The 18,098-nt window shown below is 50.0% G+C and carries 14 protein-coding genes; 12 read left to right on the forward strand and 2 right to left on the reverse strand.

Annotation, left to right across the window (positions count from 1 at the left end; genetic code table 11):
- Window positions 1-3: 3 nt before the first annotated feature.
- From ACO08I_RS11980 to ACO08I_RS12000, 5 genes are all read left to right on the forward strand, one after another.
- Window positions 4-231 (forward strand): hypothetical protein, encoded by a 228-nt coding sequence (locus ACO08I_RS11980; protein WP_282777648.1) that lies wholly within the window; start codon window positions 4-6, stop codon window positions 229-231.
- The gene (locus ACO08I_RS11985; RefSeq protein WP_282777650.1) at window positions 228-1,334 is read left to right on the forward strand and encodes an efflux RND transporter periplasmic adaptor subunit; all 1,107 of its coding nucleotides are present in this window, start codon (window positions 228-230) and stop codon (window positions 1,332-1,334) included. The genes ACO08I_RS11980 and ACO08I_RS11985 overlap by 4 nt, the downstream gene beginning before the upstream one ends.
- Window positions 1,331-2,590 carry an ABC transporter permease gene (locus ACO08I_RS11990; protein ID WP_282777652.1) on the forward strand — a complete coding sequence of 420 codons (1,260 nt, stop codon included), beginning with the start codon at window positions 1,331-1,333 and terminating at the stop codon, window positions 2,588-2,590. Before ACO08I_RS11985 ends, ACO08I_RS11990 begins: the two co-directional genes overlap by 4 nt.
- 76 nt (window positions 2,591-2,666) lie before the next feature.
- Window positions 2,667-3,371 carry an ABC transporter ATP-binding protein gene (locus ACO08I_RS11995; RefSeq protein ID WP_282777653.1) on the forward strand — a complete coding sequence of 235 codons (705 nt, stop codon included), beginning with the start codon at window positions 2,667-2,669 and terminating at the stop codon, window positions 3,369-3,371.
- A complete protein-coding gene (locus tag ACO08I_RS12000) occupies window positions 3,368-4,072 on the forward strand; it encodes a prolyl oligopeptidase family serine peptidase (protein WP_421949421.1) in 705 nt (234 codons plus the stop codon). Before ACO08I_RS11995 ends, ACO08I_RS12000 begins: the two co-directional genes overlap by 4 nt.
- Window positions 4,073-4,095: 23 nt before the next feature.
- Here ACO08I_RS12000 and ACO08I_RS12005 read toward each other — a convergent pair whose 3' ends face one another.
- Window positions 4,096-5,610: an AAA family ATPase gene (locus ACO08I_RS12005; RefSeq protein WP_421949422.1), complete on the reverse strand. Its 1,515-nt coding sequence runs from the start codon at window positions 5,608-5,610 to the stop codon at window positions 4,096-4,098.
- A gap of 212 nt (window positions 5,611-5,822) precedes the next feature.
- Here ACO08I_RS12005 and ACO08I_RS12010 point away from each other — a divergent pair, with 212 nt between their 5' ends.
- The 3 genes from ACO08I_RS12010 to ligA all read left to right on the forward strand — a co-directional run bounded on the left by ACO08I_RS12010 (window position 5,823) and on the right by ligA (window position 10,870).
- On the forward strand, window positions 5,823-7,382 hold the full coding sequence (locus ACO08I_RS12010) for a TlpA family protein disulfide reductase (RefSeq protein WP_421949423.1): 1,560 nt from the start codon (window positions 5,823-5,825) through the stop codon (window positions 7,380-7,382).
- 499 nt (window positions 7,383-7,881) lie between these two features.
- A complete protein-coding gene (locus ACO08I_RS12015; protein ID WP_421949424.1) occupies window positions 7,882-8,727 on the forward strand; it encodes a pseudouridine synthase in 846 nt (281 codons plus the stop codon).
- A 1-nt stretch (window position 8,728) separates the two neighbouring features.
- Window positions 8,729-10,870 (forward strand): NAD-dependent DNA ligase LigA, encoded by a 2,142-nt coding sequence (gene ligA, locus ACO08I_RS12020; protein WP_421949425.1) that lies wholly within the window; start codon window positions 8,729-8,731, stop codon window positions 10,868-10,870.
- 167 nt (window positions 10,871-11,037) lie between these two features.
- On the opposite strand, the gene ACO08I_RS12025 is transcribed toward ligA, so the two are convergent.
- On the reverse strand, window positions 11,038-12,537 hold the full coding sequence (locus tag ACO08I_RS12025; protein ID WP_421949426.1) for an IS5 family transposase: 1,500 nt from the start codon (window positions 12,535-12,537) through the stop codon (window positions 11,038-11,040).
- Between the two features lie 381 nt (window positions 12,538-12,918).
- Between ACO08I_RS12025 and ACO08I_RS12030 the strand changes: the two genes are divergently transcribed.
- The 4 genes from ACO08I_RS12030 to ACO08I_RS12045 all read left to right on the forward strand — a co-directional run bounded on the left by ACO08I_RS12030 (window position 12,919) and on the right by ACO08I_RS12045 (window position 18,084).
- Window positions 12,919-13,182, forward strand: coding sequence for a GlsB/YeaQ/YmgE family stress response membrane protein (locus tag ACO08I_RS12030; RefSeq protein WP_044221033.1), 264 nt, complete (start codon window positions 12,919-12,921; stop codon window positions 13,180-13,182).
- An 87-nt stretch (window positions 13,183-13,269) separates the two neighbouring features.
- On the forward strand, window positions 13,270-16,341 hold the full coding sequence (locus ACO08I_RS12035; RefSeq protein ID WP_421949427.1) for a histidine kinase: 3,072 nt from the start codon (window positions 13,270-13,272) through the stop codon (window positions 16,339-16,341).
- Window positions 16,342-16,348: 7 nt separating this feature from the next.
- Window positions 16,349-17,092, forward strand: a complete 744-nt coding sequence (locus ACO08I_RS12040; RefSeq protein ID WP_282774987.1) for a LytR/AlgR family response regulator transcription factor — start codon at window positions 16,349-16,351, stop codon at window positions 17,090-17,092.
- Window positions 17,093-17,430: 338 nt separating this feature from the next.
- Window positions 17,431-18,084, forward strand: coding sequence for a hypothetical protein (locus ACO08I_RS12045; protein ID WP_282774989.1), 654 nt, complete (start codon window positions 17,431-17,433; stop codon window positions 18,082-18,084).
- The last annotated feature ends 14 nt before the right edge of the window (window positions 18,085-18,098 follow it).

Raw genomic sequence — 18,098 nt, forward strand, 5'->3', positions numbered from 1 at the left:
TTAATGATTCCCTTTATTATTGGTGATATTGATATTGGAGGGGAAGATAGTCATCTGGAATTACTTGCCATCCCCCTGCTTTCTATTGTCAGTACGCTTTTTCTAACGATCAATAAATTGGCTAATTTATATGGTGACCCGCTGGAGGAGAATACGACTTCAGTACCAATTGATCAAATTTGTCAAACCATAATAGAAAACTGTCAGGAGGTTAAAGTGAAGCTTTCATGAAAGACCGTAAACCGCTACAGAAGAAGATCGTAAATGCGTTGCTGGGCTCACTGATTTTGCTAGGTGCCTGCCAATCTCAGCCGGACAGCATTAAGCCTGTCCGGCAATCGATCACGGAATCGGTGTACGCTTCCGGAGTTATCGTGAGTGAAAACCAATACGAGGTTTTTGCCACGGTCAGCGGTATTGTTGACGAGGTTTTTGCAGACGAAGGGGCAGCCGTAGACATAGGCTCTCCCTTGCTTTCTATAGCGAATGATGCGCAGCAATTAATGGCAGACAATGCCGAATTATCGGCGGTATTCAATGCATTGAGCCTAAATCGTGGGAAATTAGACGAAGCCAAATCGTTGGCCGATTTGATGAAAAGCCAACTCGAAAATGATTCCTCCCTGCTGGAAAGACAAAAAAGGCTGTGGGCCCAAAACATTGGGTCCAAAGTAGAACTGGAGCAACGAGCACTTGCCTTCGAGCGCTCCAAAAACAACTATGCGTCTGCACAGGAGCAACGAAAGGAACTGGAAAGGCAATTGAGTTACCTCTCCAGGCAAGCCCGGAACAACCTGCTAATCAGCAATAAAAACACGGGTGACTACCTGGTGAAAAGTAAAATCAAAGGCAGGGTTTATCAGATGAATCTCACCGAGGGAGAAATGGTTACCCCTCAAATTCCACTTGGCATCATCGGTGATGATGAGAAATACCTTCTCGAAATGCAGATCGATGAATATGATATTGTGGCCATCCAATTGGGTATGCCTGTATTGGTAGTGCTCAACAGTTATCGGGATTCTGTCTTCGATGCCGTGGTATCCAAAATCAATCCCATCATGAATATACAAAGCAAAACCTTTACCGTAGAAGCGGAATTTGTCCGCCCACCGAGCGTACTGTACCCCAATATTTCCTTTGAAGCCAATGTGGTGATTAGCACTAAAAAAGACGCCCTACTGGTACCGAGAAATTACGTATTGAACGATTCTATCGTAGTGAACGAGGCCGGGGAGCGGCTAATCGTAAAGACAGGTTTGAAAGACTACCAAATGGTGGAAATCCGCTCCGGAATCGATGCTAATGAAGCCCTCATACTCCCCGGGCAATGAAAATCAACCTCATTGCACGGATTTCAGTGGCGTTGCTCACTGCCAGGCTAAAGCAAACGATAATTGCAGCCTTTGGGGTCACCTTCAGCATTACGATGTTCATCACTTTGCTGAGTTTCATGGCGGGGTTGAATGATCTGCTCGACAACCTGATTTTAAACCGTACGCCCCACATAAGGCTCTACAACGAAATCTTACCTTCCCCCGTTCAACCTATTGACAGGTCAACGGCCTACCCGGGAGCTTACCATTTTGTAAAGCATATAAAACCAAAAAATGAGCTGCCGGAGATTCGGAATAGTAAAGCCATCATCAGAGCCCTGGAAAACGACCCGAATGTTCGGGGGGTCGCTCCCAAAAACACCGTTGCCGTTTTTTACAACGTGGGCGCCATTAATTTAACCGGGGTCATCAACGGTATTGATGTAGATGCGGAAAACAGGCTTTTTATCTTCCAGGATTATGTGGTACAAGGCAAAACCCTGGATTTAAAAAACACCCCCAACAGTATCATTCTGGGCATCGGGGTTGCAAAAAAGATGCTTGTCCAGATTGGTGACAACATTCAAATCACGACCAGCGATGGTACCCGCTTCCCTTTAAAGGTCGTTGGCTTTTTTCAATCCGGAATTGAAGAGCTCGACAAAGTGCAAAGCTATGCGACCCTCGCCACTACCCAGAAGATACTCGGAAAACCGGTGAGTTACGTAACGGATATTCAGATCAAATTGTATGACATCACCCTGGCGCCAGCCCTTGCCCAAAGGTACCATACCCGATTCAGCACAGAAGCCATCGATATTCAAACCGCTAATGCTCAATTTGAAACCGGCAGCTCGGTACGGACACTGATTTCTTACGCTGTGGGGATCACCTTACTTATTGTTGCCGGGTTTGGAATCTATAACATCCTGAACATGATGATCTACGAAAAAATGGATTCCATTGCAATTCTGAAAGCAACGGGGTTTTCCGGCAAGGATGTCAATGCTATATTCATTACCATTGCCCTGACCATTGGCCTGGTTGGCGGAGCACTTGGACTGATCTTTGGATTAGGGCTCTCCGCTTTGATTGGAGAAATCCCCTTCGACACGCCTTCATTGCCGACCGTAAAAACGTACCCCATCAGCTACAACTCCAAATTCTATATAATTGGAGCTGTTTTTTCGATCATTACGACCTACCTGGCAGGGTACTTCCCTTCTAAAAAAGCCAGCAGGATAGATCCGGTAGATATCATCCGGGGAAAATAATAGCTGGTAGCATCTACAAACACCACATTTCGGATTGGAGAGAAAGGTGGACGTTGTTGTTAAAGTAGTCCTGATTATGGAAAAAAAAGTCATAGAAGCCATCGGTATCTGTAAATCATTTCATGACCCGATTACCGTGAAGGTGCTAACCGATGTGAGTTTTGCAATCCACGCAGGCGAGTTTGTTTCTGTTGTTGGCAAGTCGGGCTGTGGCAAATCCACCTTACTCTACATCTTATCGACCATGGATACGAGCTACGAAGGGGAGTTGCTGCTGGACGGTGTCAGCATGAAAAACAAAAAAGACGCGGAACTAGCGAAGGTGCGAAATGAAAAAATCGGTTTCGTATTTCAATTTCACTACCTGCTCAACGAATTCAACAACCTCCAAAACGTCATGCTGCCAGGGCTCAAGTACGGAAAGCTCACGCCCAAAGCAGTAGAACATCATGCCTATGAGAAACTAAAAATCCTGGGCATAGAAAAAGAAGCCCTAAAGTATCCTAACCAATTGAGTGGTGGCCAAAAACAGCGCGTGGCCATCGCCAGAGCACTCATTAATGACCCCCTGATTATCATGGGAGATGAGCCTACCGGCAATCTGGACAAAAAAAATAGTGATGTAGTGTTCCATATTTTCAAGGAGCTCGCAGAAGAATACCAGCAGTCTTTATTGATCGTGACCCACGATCTGGATTTTGCGGCCAATACGCAAAGAACCATCACCATGGAGGACGGGAGAATCATCGGCTCAGCTACCGGAGCGACCTCAAAAACGTGAAGGCCACCAAAGGCGTGCTGCTATCGGTATACGGTGCCTACAGCGAGGCCAACTTTGACGAGTACGAGCGCCTGCTGATGGACGAGGGCTATGTGGTGGCTCAGGCCAGCGTACGGGGCAGCCGGGCTAAAGGCTGGCCGTGGTACCGGGCGGGTCGGGGAGTTAGCAAACCTGTGGGTATTTCAGACTATCTGGCCTGCGCCGCTTACGTCCGGCATGAACTACACCTTCCCAAGACCTTTGCTTACGGGCAAAGTGCTGGGGGGCTGATCGCCGCCGCCGCCCTTAATGAGAATCCTCAGCTGTTTGACGCTGCTATTCTGGACTACCCCTTTCTCGACGCCCTCGGTATTTCCCTGGACAGCCTCCTACCGCTCACTAGCCTGGAATACCCGGAGTGGGGCTACCCCGACCGGCCGGCAGAGCTTCAGGCGCTGCAGGCTTACTCGCCCTACCAAAACATCAAAGCACAGGCTTATCCGCCCATCCTGATGCTGGGCGGCCTCTACGATTTGCAGACGCCATACTGGCAAATCATGAAAGCAGCCGCCCGGTATCGCGCTCTGCAGACCAACGATGCTCCGGTGCTATTGCATTTGGGCAGAAATTATCATCCGGGCAATATCCCCTACCGGACGCGGATCCGGGAGATGACGTATCAGTATTTGTTTCTTGAGTATGTGCTATCTCACCAACAGTAAATGCTCAGAAGCGGACTTTAAAATTATAGCTCCACCGCTTCCCATTCCACAATACGCCGTTCTGTTGAAGAGAAATTGATACCTACAGCAATTTTTTGCCGGAGCGAGTTGGTGTAGGGCTCAAGGTATCCTTTATCCTGAATTTGCCGGAGTGCTTCACCTGCACTCTTATCCAATTTGAACTCAAGCGCATAAATACGATCAGCCGTTTCCACCAGCGCATCGCAGCGACCACGGGAAGAATGTACTTCTGAGCGAATGTAGGTCCCTAACAAGGAAAAAATCAAAGCCACAACAGCGTGGTAAAAATGCTCCGTTTGCCCCTTCCAATGATCGTAGGGAATTTCTGAAAAAGCCGAATTGATAATCTGAAAAGCTTCCTCTAAATGACCGGAGCGCATTGCCTCACGCAGCCGCAATACTTTTGGTACCGGATTCTCAGACGGATAATCGAGGTACTCTTTCAGAAGCACTTCCTGAAGGGAATGCCGGACTTCCTGGTTGGGGTAATCCAGGGTATAAACCAAGTCTGCCGGCTCATAGTGCTTAATGGTGAGGTATCCCGTTTGAAAAAGGATGGGGATGGGCTGTAAATTACGCAGGTCGAAACTATTGAGGTCATGCTGGGTGGCCAGCGTGTCCCTCAGGTTGAAATAGCTGCGCTTCTTCATTTCTTTTACGAGAAAGGTCGGTGTACCGGTCTCGAACCAGAAATTTCGGTACTCTCCCCCACCCCGGAAAAAACTAAGAATAGAGAAGGGATTATACACGCTCTCTGTGCCGCCCCAGGAATAACCATTATACCAACGACGGACCTCCTCTTTATCCACGGTTTTCAAGGGCTGCGCAAAATAGTGCTCCAGCTCTTCCTGCGTGATGCCGAGCAAGGTTCGGGCCGGGGCCACGAGGGAAAGGTTATACAGGTTGTTGAGGTCAGAAAAGATGCTGACTTTACTGAAGGCCGAAACGCCGGTTATGAAAACGAGCTCCAGATAGGGGTCGCTATCTTTCAAAACCGAATAAAACCATTTCAATGTATCCCGGTTAGCTTCCGCCTTCTCAGGTTCGTCAAGGTAGTCGATAATCGGCTTGTCGTACTCATCAATAAGCAATACCACTTTCTGACCAAAGTGATAATACGCTTTTTGAATGAGCTGTTGAAGCGGGTGTGTAAGTTCACGATTATCCAATTCAATCCCCAAGCTTTCGGCGGCTTCCTCCACGCCTTCCCGAATGGCTGCTTTGAGCTCGTTATGCTTGTAGTTGAAGGAGGCAAACCGCAACCAAATGACGGGCCAGTACTTCCCTTCCCAATCCCAGTGATTTTCAATCCAAAGCCCCTGAAATAACTCCTTGCTGCCCCTATACAGCTCATTTATGGTAGAAAGCAGCAGGCTTTTACCAAAGCGGCGGGGACGGGAGAGGAAGAAGTGTTTTCCTCCTTCAATAATCCGATGAAGATATTCTGTCTTATCCACATAAACATAGCCGCCTTCGCGCAACTCCCGAAAATCCTGTATGCCGATTGGATACTTCATACGTTCAAAGATAAGAAATTAATGCCGCTACTACCCGAGATTTACCTCCCAACTCCTCCCTCACTTCCATCAGGGCAAACCCTGGTGAAGTTACCCCTTTTTCTACCGGCCAGGAGGACAAAAAAGTTCCCGGCAGTACGGAATTCGCCGGGGCTTACTTTACAGGTACTCTACAATTTTTCCGTATTTTTAGAGCAGAAACCCCCACTATTATGAAAAAACTACATCTCCCATTACTGATACTCGCCTTTCTGTCCGTGCTCTCTTACCGAAGTTTATTGGCTCAGATCACCATTATTGGGCAGATGCCCGCCGACTATCCCTTTCAAAACATTCTCTACACCAATGCAGGCGAATTCGAGCTGCCCCGAGCTTACGATACGATGTTGTTAAAAAAGCAGTCCTTCCGACTGAGCCTTCCGGCTGAAAAGATGCGGGCGGTAACTTTCGGGCTGCCGCAGGAGTACGCCCCCCAACCCAGGCAGTACCACACCTTTTACCTGTATCCCGGCGATAGCGTCCAGCTGGATTTTCAGTACCTCTCTGGTAGTCGGGAACTTGAATTGCACGTACAGGGCCCTAATGCAGCTGGCTACGAAGCCCGGGCTGTTTTCGACCGGCAATACTCCCCTCCTATCCGGTTTTTGCAGCCGTTTTATGACCTCCAGCCCACGCTGCCAAACATACAGAATACCATCATTGCTAAAATTGAATCCATCCTTCACCCTTACGACAGTTTGCTGCACAGGGATGAGATTGATACCGCTTTTCACGCGATTGTAAGCGCGCACTTCCGGGAGTACATCTGTCTGAGCCTCATCAATAGCCTGTACCATGACCGGTGGGGGAAATCTGACGAGGCGCTTACTACAGAGAAAAAAATTAACCTTTCGGAACAGCTCCTCCGGTATGGGAAGCCCGCAGCAGCTTCTCCTTTTCGGGACGCAGCATATGCGTTTCGCCGTATCGACCGGCTTCGCTACGAATGGCTCCGGGCACTGAAAGCTGAACGATACGCAAACCTGCCCGATACTACAGTGGAAGTTAATGGGCAACTCTTTTACATCCCTGCGAAATATGCACCTGCTATTTTGGAACCCAATGATACACTACGTGAATTTTTACTGGCCCGCTACCTGCATTTTTCCTACTCCTCGCTGATTGGCCCGGAATTTGACCGTACACGGGAGCCTGTGTTGGCTTACTTCAAGACTATCTACCCGTCGAGCCGCTACTTGCAGCCCTTATCTGCTGCCCGCAATAAGAACCCGGTTCGCTACGCCGAAATCGTTCAGGAATCAGAACCGCAACCGCCTCCGCCCTACGATCAGCCCTGGCGCACAGGCATCATAGACGATATTGGCAGGATGACGGATTTCACTTTTGTGAATCAGGGAGTTAACCTGAAATTAGGCAAGTACTACATCGACCTCTGGGCCACCTGGTGCAAGCCTTGTCTGCAAGGTTTTGCCAATAACAAAGCTGCCGATAGCCTACTCAATGCCAACGGGTACAACCGATTGTATATTTCAATTGATGATCCGGATTATCATTATTCGCGATGGGTGGAAACGATTGAACGCTATCAGCTTAACGGGCGCCATGTGTTGGCGGGGACGGTATTGCGAAAATGGATTGCTGAACAGTTTTATGGCGGTGGCCCAATTGTCCTCCCCCGGCACCTACTGCTGATCGATGGGCAGGTTGTGGAGCCCTATGTCCCCGGGCCGGCGGACTTGAGAGGGCTGGAGGAGAAACTGCGATCGTATTGAAATTCCTTTTCCTTTCGGTGCTGGCTAAAAGGTAGGTTTAAATTATTTCGAACCGGAAGCGATAAAACTCCGGGAGCGTTTATGATCTAAAACCTTAAGCAAGCTAACGCAAGGTTGACCGAAGTCCAATGGGTTTTGCAGGACTCACTCATCTTGGCATACAATGGGCTTTCGCCGAAAAGGCATATCTCAACCTGGAGGCGAACCCCATTTTATTCTTCAATGCTTATGACCAGGAAAACGGATTGTTACTATCACCACAATTGAGCATTGGATACACCCTGGGGCCACATTAACCTGAACGATTGCTTAGCCTAAGCTCATCTAAAAATGCATGAGGATCTGTTTTACAGAGACCTTCGCTGATGCCCGTATGCTCACCTAGTGTGCCCTCTGTTCTCTTTTCCGGGCGAACCTGCTGACTAAGGAATTTGGCATAAAGCAGTATCCCCCCAATTTCCGTACCTTAGCCCCTCAAACAAAGCCAAGCCATCCGTATATGCCGCCACCCAAAAAGCACGACCGCAACCGCAAGAATAGCAGCAGCAAAAAGCCCAACCGATCTTTTTCACAAAAGCCACGCCCTGCAAAGCCTGCTAAACCAGGACCGGTCCATGAAAAGCCGGAAGTAGAGGGCATGCGCCTCAACAAATACGTGGCACACTCTGGCATCTGTTCCCGCCGGCAAGCTGCCGACCACGTCAAGAACGGGCTGGTCACGGTGAATGGGGAGGTAGAACGTTCACCAGGCTATCAGGTACAGGAAGGGGATGAAATCCGCTTTAAAGGTGAACTGATCCAACCGGAAGAACGCAAGGTGTACCTGCTGCTCAATAAGCCCCGGGGCTATATTACCACCACAAGTGATGACCGGGGGCGCAAAACGGTACTCGACCTGGTAAGCGATAAAGTCCCGGAACGCATTTTCCCCGTAGGCCGCCTCGACCGGGAAACCACCGGGCTGCTGCTGTTGACCAACGATGGCGACCTCGCGAAAAAACTGGCCCACCCCAGCCACGAGATTAAGAAATTCTATCAGGTCACCCTTGACAAAAATGTTACCCCGGAGCATATTGAAGCCATCCGACAAGGGCTCGAGCTGGAAGACGGCCCTACTCCGGTAGACGGCGTGGACTACCTGCGCGGTGGCAAGAAAAATGAAGTCGGCATCGAAATCCACATTGGGCGCAACCGGATTGTTCGCCGTATCTTTGAGCACCTGGGTTATGAGGTCAAACGGCTCGACCGTTCCTACTACGCCGGGCTCACCAAAAAAGACCTGCCCAGAGGCTTCTCCCGCCACCTCACCGAGCGGGAAATTATTATGCTAAAGCACTTCATCTGATATGTATAGCAAAGAAGAACAGCAATCGCTTTACAGCCTGTCAAAGGAATTCCTGAATGCGGGCAGTGCCTTGCACCAGCAATCACCGGATGAGCAAATCAATGAGCTCCGGCAGCTGATTGTCTACCATGAATACCGGTACTACATCCTCAATGATCCGGTCTTGAGCGATTATGAATACGATCAGCTCTATAAGTTACTGGAAAAACTGGAGGCGGACCATCCTGACCTGGTTACCCCGGACTCCCCCACGCAACGTGTTTCCAGCGATCTGATTGAGGACTTCCCGTCGGTGGAGCACCTCACGCCCATGCTGTCCCTGGCCAATTCTTACAATGAGGAAGATCTGGTGGAATTTGATAAGCAGATCAAGCGCTACGCCAATATCCCGGAGGAGCAGGACATCGAATACGCTGTGGAGCCCAAATTCGACGGGGGCAGCATAGCGGTGGTGTATGAGAACGACCAACTGGTCCGCGGCGCTACCCGGGGCAACGGGCAAATGGGCGAAGAAATGACCGCCAATGCCCGTGTGATCCGGTCGGTACCGCTGAAGGCCGCCTTTTCAAAATACGGTATTCAAAAAGCGGAGCTTAGAGGCGAAGTGCTCATCCGGAAAGATGTATTTGAGGAGATCAATGCCACCCGCCAAAAGGAGGGGCTGACGTTGTTTGCCAATGCCCGGAACACCGCCACCGGTGCCCTGCGCATGAAGGACCCTAAGGAAGTGGCCCGGCGCGGGCTGGAGGCTTTCATTTACACGCTTGGATTTGCTACCGGCGAAAACGGTGAAAGCGTGCTGAGCAACTTCAACTCCCATAAGGAGAGCCTGGATATGCTGCATCAGCTGGGCTTCAAGGTACCTGCTGAGGGCGACGAGCGGAAGGTTTGCAAAAATATCAGGGAGGTGGTGGATTTTTGCCTGAAGTGGCAGGAAAAGCGGGAGGAATACCCCTACGAAATAGACGGCATGGTGGTCAAAGTGAACGACCGGGAACTACAGGAGCGGACCGGGTACACAAGCCATCATCCCCGTTGGTCTATCGCCTTCAAATTCAAAGCCAAACAGGCGACCACCAAGTTGTTGAATGTGGAGTATCAGGTAGGCAAAATCGGATCCATCACTCCGGTGGCAAAAGTAGAGCCGGTGCAACTGGCGGGCGTAACGGTCGCTTCCGTTTCCCTGCACAATGAAGACTTCATCACCGGCAAAGACCTGCACCTTGGAGATACAGTGCTGGTTGAGCGTGCCGGTGACGTCATCCCCTACATCGTCAAAGCGATGGACGAACTCCGGGACGGTTCCGAAAAACCGATCAAATTCCCGCAGACCTGCCCGGTGAATGATACGGATGAACCGGTGGAGCTGGTCCGGGCAGAGGGGGAAGCCGCCTGGCGGTGCCCTACCTGTGTGTGCGGAGCGCAAAACCTGCAGCAGATCATCTTCCACGTCTCCAAAAACGCTATGGACATCGACGGTATGGGCAAGTCCATTATCGAGCGGTTCTATGAGCTTGGGTGGTTGCGCACGATTGCCGATGTCTACCGCCTGGACTACGACCAAATTGCCCAACTGGAAGGCTTCGGGCAAAAGTCAGCCGACAATCTCAAGGCCTCCATTGAAAAGGCCAAACAAAACCCCATTCACCGGTTGCTGCACAGCCTCGCCATTCACCACCTGGGGCGCAAGGTCTCCAAGATTATCGCAGCAGAGATCAAGCATGTGCTGGACCTGCGGGAATGGACCACAGAGGATTTCACCAATATCAAGGATATCGGGCCGGTAGTTGCGGAGAACATTGCCCACTACTTTCACGACGAGCACAACATCAAAATGCTGGAGGAGATGGAAGCCCTTGGCGTCAACTTACAGCAAACAGAGGACGACATCCCCAAAGCGGCTTCCGGTGACGGGCCCTTTGTCGGCAAAACCATTCTCTTTACCGGCTCCCTTCAAACGATGAGCCGTAAGGAAGCGCAGGCCAAAGCCGAAGCAGCCGGTGCCAAAAACATCAGCGCCGTAAGTGGCAACCTGGATGTACTGGTGGTGGGTGAGAAAGCAGGGTCTAAACTCAAAAAAGCGCAGGCGCTGGGTACTGTTCAGGTCTTAACGGAGGAGGAGTTTCTGGCGCAGCTGAGTTGATTTCACAGCCTGACTATTTGTGATACCGTTTTTAAGCCTCACACTGCTGACGGACTACCAGGATGACCTTACAGGGTTGAGGTCCTTCAGTCAATATTGGATGGGCAAAAAAAATGTTGGATACTCCGCTTTGGAGCATCCAACATTTAAAGTATGTTAGGGCATCCTCAAAAAGTCAGCGCCGCAGGCGCTAGCCGATGAAGTATTATTAAGTTTTGGGTTCTGGAAAGCACCTGGTTGCAGCCCTGTGTAAGATTTAATATTAATCGTCGGCCAAGGTTGCTTGTCAAGGCTGCGGCACGCCCATAAAAAGGGCATAAAAAAACCCTTCCGAGCTTGATGGCATTAAGCGCCATAAGGATCAGGGCTATACAGGCCATGGAGGTGTCTTGCCTCTTTGTTTTAATATCATCGAGCCCATATTTTGATTTTGCTTGCCCAAACTTGCCTTCTATTTCTGATCTTTTGTTTTGTTCTTTTTTGCGTTTTTGCTTCTCATTGCGGGTCATGGCCGGCCGACGGCCCAGCGGCAGGCCGCTATTGCGTATACCCTTGTCTTTTAGCGCCTTGCGGTTTTTTCTGGTCAGGTATATCCGGTCTGCAAGTACCAATTCGGGATAATAGCCAAACAAGGCTTTATAAGCCTCTACCTGGCTCATAAGGAAGCCACCCTCGTTGAAGTTGTCAAAACTGATTTGGTCGGCCCTGACGAAGCCTTCCGTCTCTGACATATTGAGTTTTGCGCCAAACTCGGTCTTTTTGCCCGCCTTGCCTCGCTGGATGGGGCGCACGTAGGGCTGAGCGATATTCACGATACGGTTGTCTATGCGCCGCCGCCCGTCGCGGTGCATGATATCCTGCTGCCGGTACAGTTCTTGTATGACCCACAGCCGCTGCCAGTCCCGGTGCTGCCAGCTGGGTGCGATGCCTTTTGCTTCCAGCATGTCCAGCATCTTGTGCATAGTCTTCAGGTTACGCCGCAGGTAGCGCAGCTGCTTGCCGCGGGCCTGCCTGACCGTCTGCTTTTTCGGTGCGCGCTTTTTAGAAAAAGCCAAATACTCCTTGCGGGCTTGGCGGCGGTAAGTCCGCGGCTTCTTTTGCCACAGCCCGCCTTTGTAGAGCTTGTCAATGAGCTCTTCGCTATACTGTCGCGCTTCGGCCAAAAGCCGGGTGTCGGTCGGATAGCCCACATGCTGCGGAGCCACCGTGGCATCTACTTTCAGGGTCCCCTTGTTCGGCACCTTGGCTTCTGCCCCTGTCCCGCTAACCTCTTCCTCGGCGCTTGTGCCGGCAGGGGGCACAGGGCCTTGGCCGCCGCCCTTGGACGGCTTCTTTCGGTGCTTGATTGCCTTGGCACGCTTAGCTTGGCGCAGCACTAAATCGTTCAACTGCCTGGCACCTTCCTTCCCGAGCCGCTTGCGCACCTCCACGAAAAGGCTCGGCACGAACACCGGGCCCGTCTGGAAACTAGGCAGGCCCACAAAGTACTGGGCATAGATGTTCTCTTGGATATACTGTATCGTGTCTTCGTCGGAGATGCCTTCTATATGCTTGACCAGCAGTGCCCCGAGGATGATGCGCAGGTCTATGCTCGCACGGCCGTGCCCTTCGCTCATGTGCTTGAAGAACACCTGGGCCATCTCGTCCCATGTCTCTGACCCTGACAAACGAATGTTTCGTCATGGGGGCATTACCCCTGCCATCCTTACCCATCGGTTGGAAGGGTCGAGCTTCTGCTCGAAAGGGGTCTTAAACAGTGACAATGTACGCTCGCTGGCTGGTGTATAGGTGATCATCGAAGTGCAAGGATTTTTGCCAAAATAGGGCTTTTTCCTTGCACTTTTGGCCTTTACTTGGCAATTTATGATACTTGCAACGCTTTGCTAGCAAAGGGATGCAGAGGCTGTCAGACTTTTTGAGGATGCCCTAAGTACTCAGCATCTTCAGATTCTAACGGAGGAAGAATTTTTAGAACAACTGCAGTAATTTATGTAATTTGAAAACGCAAACATTGATTTGCACCGATTATAAACGAAAAACAAAAAACTATGGGTTTAATCTACACCTTAATTATCGGCCTCATTGCAGGGGCGCTCGCCAAAATGATTACGCCGCAAAATGAGAAGGGCGGCTGGATTTCTTCTATTGTCATTGGTATCATTGGCTCCTTTGTTGGCCACTTTTTAGGAGGCATTCTCGGTATTGAAAGCACCCATTTTATCGGCAGGATTCTGATTGCTACGGGCGGTGCCGTGCTCGTGCTTTTCATTTACCACCGTTACCTCGCAAAAGAATTGAACCTCCCGATCTGAGGACAGGGAGGGTTTACAGCCAGTAAATTGCCTGCGGACTTACAGTCCATAAACATTTATTGCACATCATTCATGATACCAAGCGCGATGAACAGCAAAAAGTTGAAGGTCGCCCTTAGCCTAATGGGCCTGGGGCTATCCTTACTTTGGGCTGTCAGTGCAGATGGGCAAACCTACCACTTTAAACAGTATACGGCTAATGATGGCCTGCCTACCAATGCCGTATACGGAGGCATTCAGGACCAAAAAGGGTTCATCTGGTTCTATACTGAGCATGGCGTCAGCCGCTTCGACGGGCAGGAGTTCCGCAACTACACCGTAGAGGACGGATTGCCGGTGAATGATGTCTGGTATCTCGCTGAGGACAGGCAAGGGCGTATATGGCTGAATACTTTCGGGACGAAGCTTGTTGCTATAGAAGACGATAGCGTCAAAACTTACTATGAAAGTACAGATCCCCATTTTCAGCGTTTTGACTTTTTCGCAAATGACCAAGACCTGGCCATTTACGAAAAAGGTACCGGGCAGCTACTCATCCCGGATAGTCAGAGGGGATTGCAACGGCTCCCGGTGCCTAAGGTAATTGACAGCATTCCGGACTACCTGCTATTGCCCTGTTCCCGGGATACTTTTTTGCAGTTCCATAAATCCTTATCTCAAATCACCCTGATTACTAATGGTGGATTCCGGGAAAGTTATCTCCTCGATAAGCAGGACGCTGCAACCTGGCGCCGCCTGAACCATAACCACCGGCATAACCGTACTTACTGGAATAAAGAACTCTTTTTCTGGCCCCCTAAGGACAGCCTCCTGTATTATTTTTCGCTGAAGACCGGAAAACTACTGCACTACAACCTCAAACAGGTCTTTGGCGCAACCCCTCACCTGCTAAGGTATCAGCAACTGCATGGACAGCTGCAGATTCAGACTAACCTGGGGCTTTTCATTCTGGATAACCAACTGAATGGTGTAGATACGCTAAAGTTTCAACTTGCTGCAGACAGTGATGTCCACCGGTCTTTTCGTGACCGGGAAGGCAACTATTGGGTCTGTACAAAGGATCGTGGTGTCTTCTTTCTAACTGCCCGCCAACGGAACGCTAAACTATTCACGATCGAAGGCCGGTACGAAGTTGGGATCACACACATCCGGAAATCTGGCAAAGGGGCCATCGTAGCCGGCACCCGTAAAGGGGCCCTGCTAAAGTTGAATCCAAATGAAGAATTTCAACTGCTGCTACCTGAACTAAAAGGTCAACTCAATGATAGCCGGAATATCAATGCTATTTGCGTTCGGGACGACCAACACCTGTGGATTGCCCGCCCGATCCTACCGTTGGAATATGTTAAACTAAGCAACCATCAAACCATCACGCAGCCGGTTGATTACGAAAAACTATCTATAGAAGACCACGGTATTCCCCATTTTTTTGATATACCTTCAAGGAAGCGATCCCTTGGGCTGGGCATCAAGGACCTCGCCTGGCATGCCCCTTCCCAACGGCTTTGTGTGGCCCGTGGCACCCATCCTTATATCCTCCATTTTGAGGGGAAAGACAGGGCCCAACGGCTGGAACTCCTGACCAGCAAACGAACTTATGCCTGTGCCTTTTCACCAGATGGCAAGCTCTGGCTTGGCCATATTGACGGCCTGGCTGCGTACACAACAGAGGAGGGGTATCAGCCTGTTTTGGCCCCCGAACTCATTCAGGGGCTTTACATACAGAAACTCATCTATGATTCCAGCCATGAAATCCTGTGGATAGGGTCTGATGGAGGTGGGGTTATTGCGCTTTACAAAGACACCGCTTTCACCGTCAAAGGCACGGAGGGCTTAAGCATTAATGACCTTCACCTTGAAGATAAGACCTTATTCGTCGCTACTAATCAGGGGGCTCAACTCATCAGAATTAGTCAGGATGTTATCCGTTCACAGGTTGTGGAAACCTATGGCATACTGGAAGGGCTCCCTTCTGTGGAAACCCGGTCCATAACTTCAGACAGTAGTGCAATCTATATAGGCAGTGCTATGGGGCTTTCGAAAATTTTAAAGCAGGAGGTCTACTTTAATTACCGGCATCCGCGGCTCTATTTTGCAGGATTAGAGGTCGATGAGGTGCCGCTCCCTCCCGATACCAGCTATACGATGAATAGCGTGCCCTATCAGCTTTCTTTTTCCTTCATAGGCCTGTCTTTTAAGAGCCTGGGGGATATTCAATATTTTTATCAGCTCAAAGGCGTGGACGAACAGGTCATGCAAACTTCCGACCGGCAGATTCGGTATACCAATCTTTCACCCGGCGAGTATACCTTCACGGTGCTGGCAGAAGACAACAATCAACAGCGCAGTGAGATTTATACTGTTAGCCTTACGATTCATTCTAATTTTTGGCAGCAATTCATGCCCTGGATAATCGCCATGCTGGTCGTTGCTTTGACGGCCTGGCTGTTTTACCGCTGGCGGTTACACCGTCACCGGCAGCAAGCCGAACAGGAAAACGCGATTAACCGGCAGTTTGCAGAGCTGGAACTACAGGCGCTTCAGGCTCAAATGAACCCCCATTTCGTTTTCAACTCCCTGAGCGCCATACAGTACTTCATTGCGGCCAATGAAAAACAACGGGCTGACAACTACCTTTCTAAATTTGCGATGCTGATGCGGCAATTTTTGGAGTCTTCCAAAACCCGTTATCTCAGCCTACATCAGGAGTTGCACCTGATCAGGCTGTATATTGAGCTGGAACAAATGCGGTTCCCCAACCGGTTTGAGGCAGATATTACTATGGAGCCGGATATCAATCCGTATACGACCTTAATCCCCACCATGCTCCTGCAGCCTTTTGTAGAGAATGCTATCAACCATGGTTTGTTCCATAAAATGGCAGGTGGCAAATTGAGTCTGGACATTGTTAAGGATGAGAACCAGATGTTAATTTGTACGTTAAAAGATAACGGCGTAGGCCGTACTGCTGCCAAAAGTATTCAGCAAAAGGCAGGTAAAGCTTATCGCTCCCGCGCCATGCAGATTACTAACGAACGCCTGCATGCCCTTAGGGTCATTGAAGGTTACGATGTCAAAGTGGAAGTAGCAGACCTGACAAACCAGGATGGTTCAGCTGCAGGCACCCGAGTCATCATTGCGGTTCCGGAAATTGAGTAAGCACCCCATGATCAAAGCAATAATTATTGAAGATGAAGCCCACGCCAGGCTTACCCTGAAAAGTAAACTGGAAGAATACTGCCCGGAAGTTGAACTCCTGGGCATGGCAGACAATCCTAAAGAGGGCCGAATACTCATTCAGGACTTAAAACCTGAGCTGGTTTTCCTGGATATTGCCATGCCCGGCGAGAGCGGCTTTGACATGCTTAGCCAACTCGATAGTCTTGATTTTGAGATAATTTTTGTGACCGGCTTTGACAACTTCGCCATCGATGCAATTAACTTCTGCGCGATTGGCTACATCCTTAAGCCCATACAAACCAGCGTGCTCATCAAAACGGTGCATAACGCTGCTCAGCGCATTCGCCAAAAACGGGATAACGAGCGCAACAAAGAGCTCATCCGCAACCTTCAACACCCTGGTAGCACTTCCAACCGGATCGGTATACCCACAGAGGAGGGGCTGGAGTTTATCCCCACTTCCGATATTATCCACTGCGAAGGCCAGAAAAAGCTAACCAAATTATTCCTCGCCGGCAACCGCTCCCTGGTCAGCTCTTATAATATTGGAGAATTTGTCCGGTTGCTGGAGCCCTACGGTTTTTTCCAGACCCACCGGTCTCACCTGATCAACCTCAACCGCATCCTCCGCTACAACCGGGAGGGGCAGGTAACCATGGAAGACCACTCTCTGGTCCCTGTTTCTAAGCGAAGGCGCGGAGAATTCCTTCAACAACTTACCCGCTTGTAAGCATTATCTGCCCTCTCATTCCGCAATGGTGCCCGTTGGTCAGATGTGGGCTACAACCTCCGTGTTTTGGTCCTACCTTTGAAAATCATAAAGCTTTGCAGGCAGATGCACCGCTTCTGCACAAAGCCACCTAAACCTTACCGAATCATCTTCCTTTCTATTAGCCGTCGGGCTCACAGAAATGGGAAAAGCCTTAACTCAGTTTGATATTGTCTGCTCTGCAGACTAATACGCTCTCTTAGCATAGCCGGGAGAGCCATCTGCAAACGGTGGCTCTTTTTTTTTATTCCATACACACAAATCCGGTTTGAGGCGTTATGATAGGTAAATGTTCAATCATGAATGCTTCTCAGCTCCTTTCCCTCTTCAGTCTGTTCACGCTGTTAACCGGCATTGCCTGCAGTTGCCCTCCGGATGAAGAAATCGGTCAGCTCGGCCTAAGTGAAGCCGGTCGGAATTTCCTGCCTTACGATGGTACCGAAACGCTGCGCTTTGTGAATGCCAGCGGACAAGCCATGACTTTTTCTGCGCCGCGGGGCGAGGAAGCTGGCAAAAACCAGCTCTGCGTTAATATCATCTGCACCGAGGCCCGGTTCAACAGCCCCTCCAGTTGCGAGTACTACCTAACAGATAACCTACGTTATATTTTTGTCTCTGATGATAACGAACGTCTGCTCGACCTCGCTGTGTTTACAGGGCTCTATGCATGGGAAACAGAACACTTCTTTGATGCGCTTCAGGCGTCTTTTTCTTCCGGCACACCTTCCATTCAGGCCGGGCAGGTCATTGAGCAACGCTTTGACGGCACGCTGATCCCGGAAGAAACCAGCATCACCAACCTGATGCAGAAACGGGAATCTGTAGAGCTCAATGGTACTACTTTTAATAACGTATGGAGTTTCGAGCAGGATAACCTCGGCTTTTTTATGCAGCCGGGCAAGGGCGTGATTGCTCTCAAAGAGAATAGTCAGATTTGGGTTTTAGAGCAGTAATGCCTTTCTTGAGT

It is taken from the genome of Phaeodactylibacter xiamenensis (assembly GCF_965229835.1).
In the GTDB taxonomy this organism is placed as follows: Bacteria; Bacteroidota; Bacteroidia; order Chitinophagales; family Saprospiraceae; genus Phaeodactylibacter; species Phaeodactylibacter xiamenensis.

What these genes read in the sequence shown, in the direction of transcription:
- ACO08I_RS11980 (WP_282777648.1), top strand. Translation starts at nt 4, where the DNA reads ATGATTCCCTTTATTATTGGTGATATTGATATTGGAGGGGAAGATAGT.
- ACO08I_RS11985 (WP_282777650.1), top strand. Translation starts at nt 228, where the DNA reads ATGAAAGACCGTAAACCGCTACAGAAGAAGATCGTAAATGCGTTGCTG.
- ACO08I_RS11990 (WP_282777652.1), top strand. Translation starts at nt 1,331, where the DNA reads ATGAAAATCAACCTCATTGCACGGATTTCAGTGGCGTTGCTCACTGCC.
- ACO08I_RS11995 (WP_282777653.1), top strand. Translation starts at nt 2,667, where the DNA reads ATGGAAAAAAAAGTCATAGAAGCCATCGGTATCTGTAAATCATTTCAT.
- ACO08I_RS12005 (WP_421949422.1), bottom strand. Translation starts at nt 5,610, where the DNA reads ATGAAGTATCCAATCGGCATACAGGATTTTCGGGAGTTGCGCGAAGGC.
- ACO08I_RS12010 (WP_421949423.1), top strand. Translation starts at nt 5,823, where the DNA reads ATGAAAAAACTACATCTCCCATTACTGATACTCGCCTTTCTGTCCGTG.
- ACO08I_RS12015 (WP_421949424.1), top strand. Translation starts at nt 7,882, where the DNA reads ATGCCGCCACCCAAAAAGCACGACCGCAACCGCAAGAATAGCAGCAGC.
- ligA (WP_421949425.1), top strand. Translation starts at nt 8,729, where the DNA reads ATGTATAGCAAAGAAGAACAGCAATCGCTTTACAGCCTGTCAAAGGAA.
- ACO08I_RS12030 (WP_044221033.1), top strand. Translation starts at nt 12,919, where the DNA reads ATGGGTTTAATCTACACCTTAATTATCGGCCTCATTGCAGGGGCGCTC.
- ACO08I_RS12035 (WP_421949427.1), top strand. Translation starts at nt 13,270, where the DNA reads ATGAACAGCAAAAAGTTGAAGGTCGCCCTTAGCCTAATGGGCCTGGGG.
- ACO08I_RS12040 (WP_282774987.1), top strand. Translation starts at nt 16,349, where the DNA reads ATGATCAAAGCAATAATTATTGAAGATGAAGCCCACGCCAGGCTTACC.
- ACO08I_RS12045 (WP_282774989.1), top strand. Translation starts at nt 17,431, where the DNA reads ATGAATGCTTCTCAGCTCCTTTCCCTCTTCAGTCTGTTCACGCTGTTA.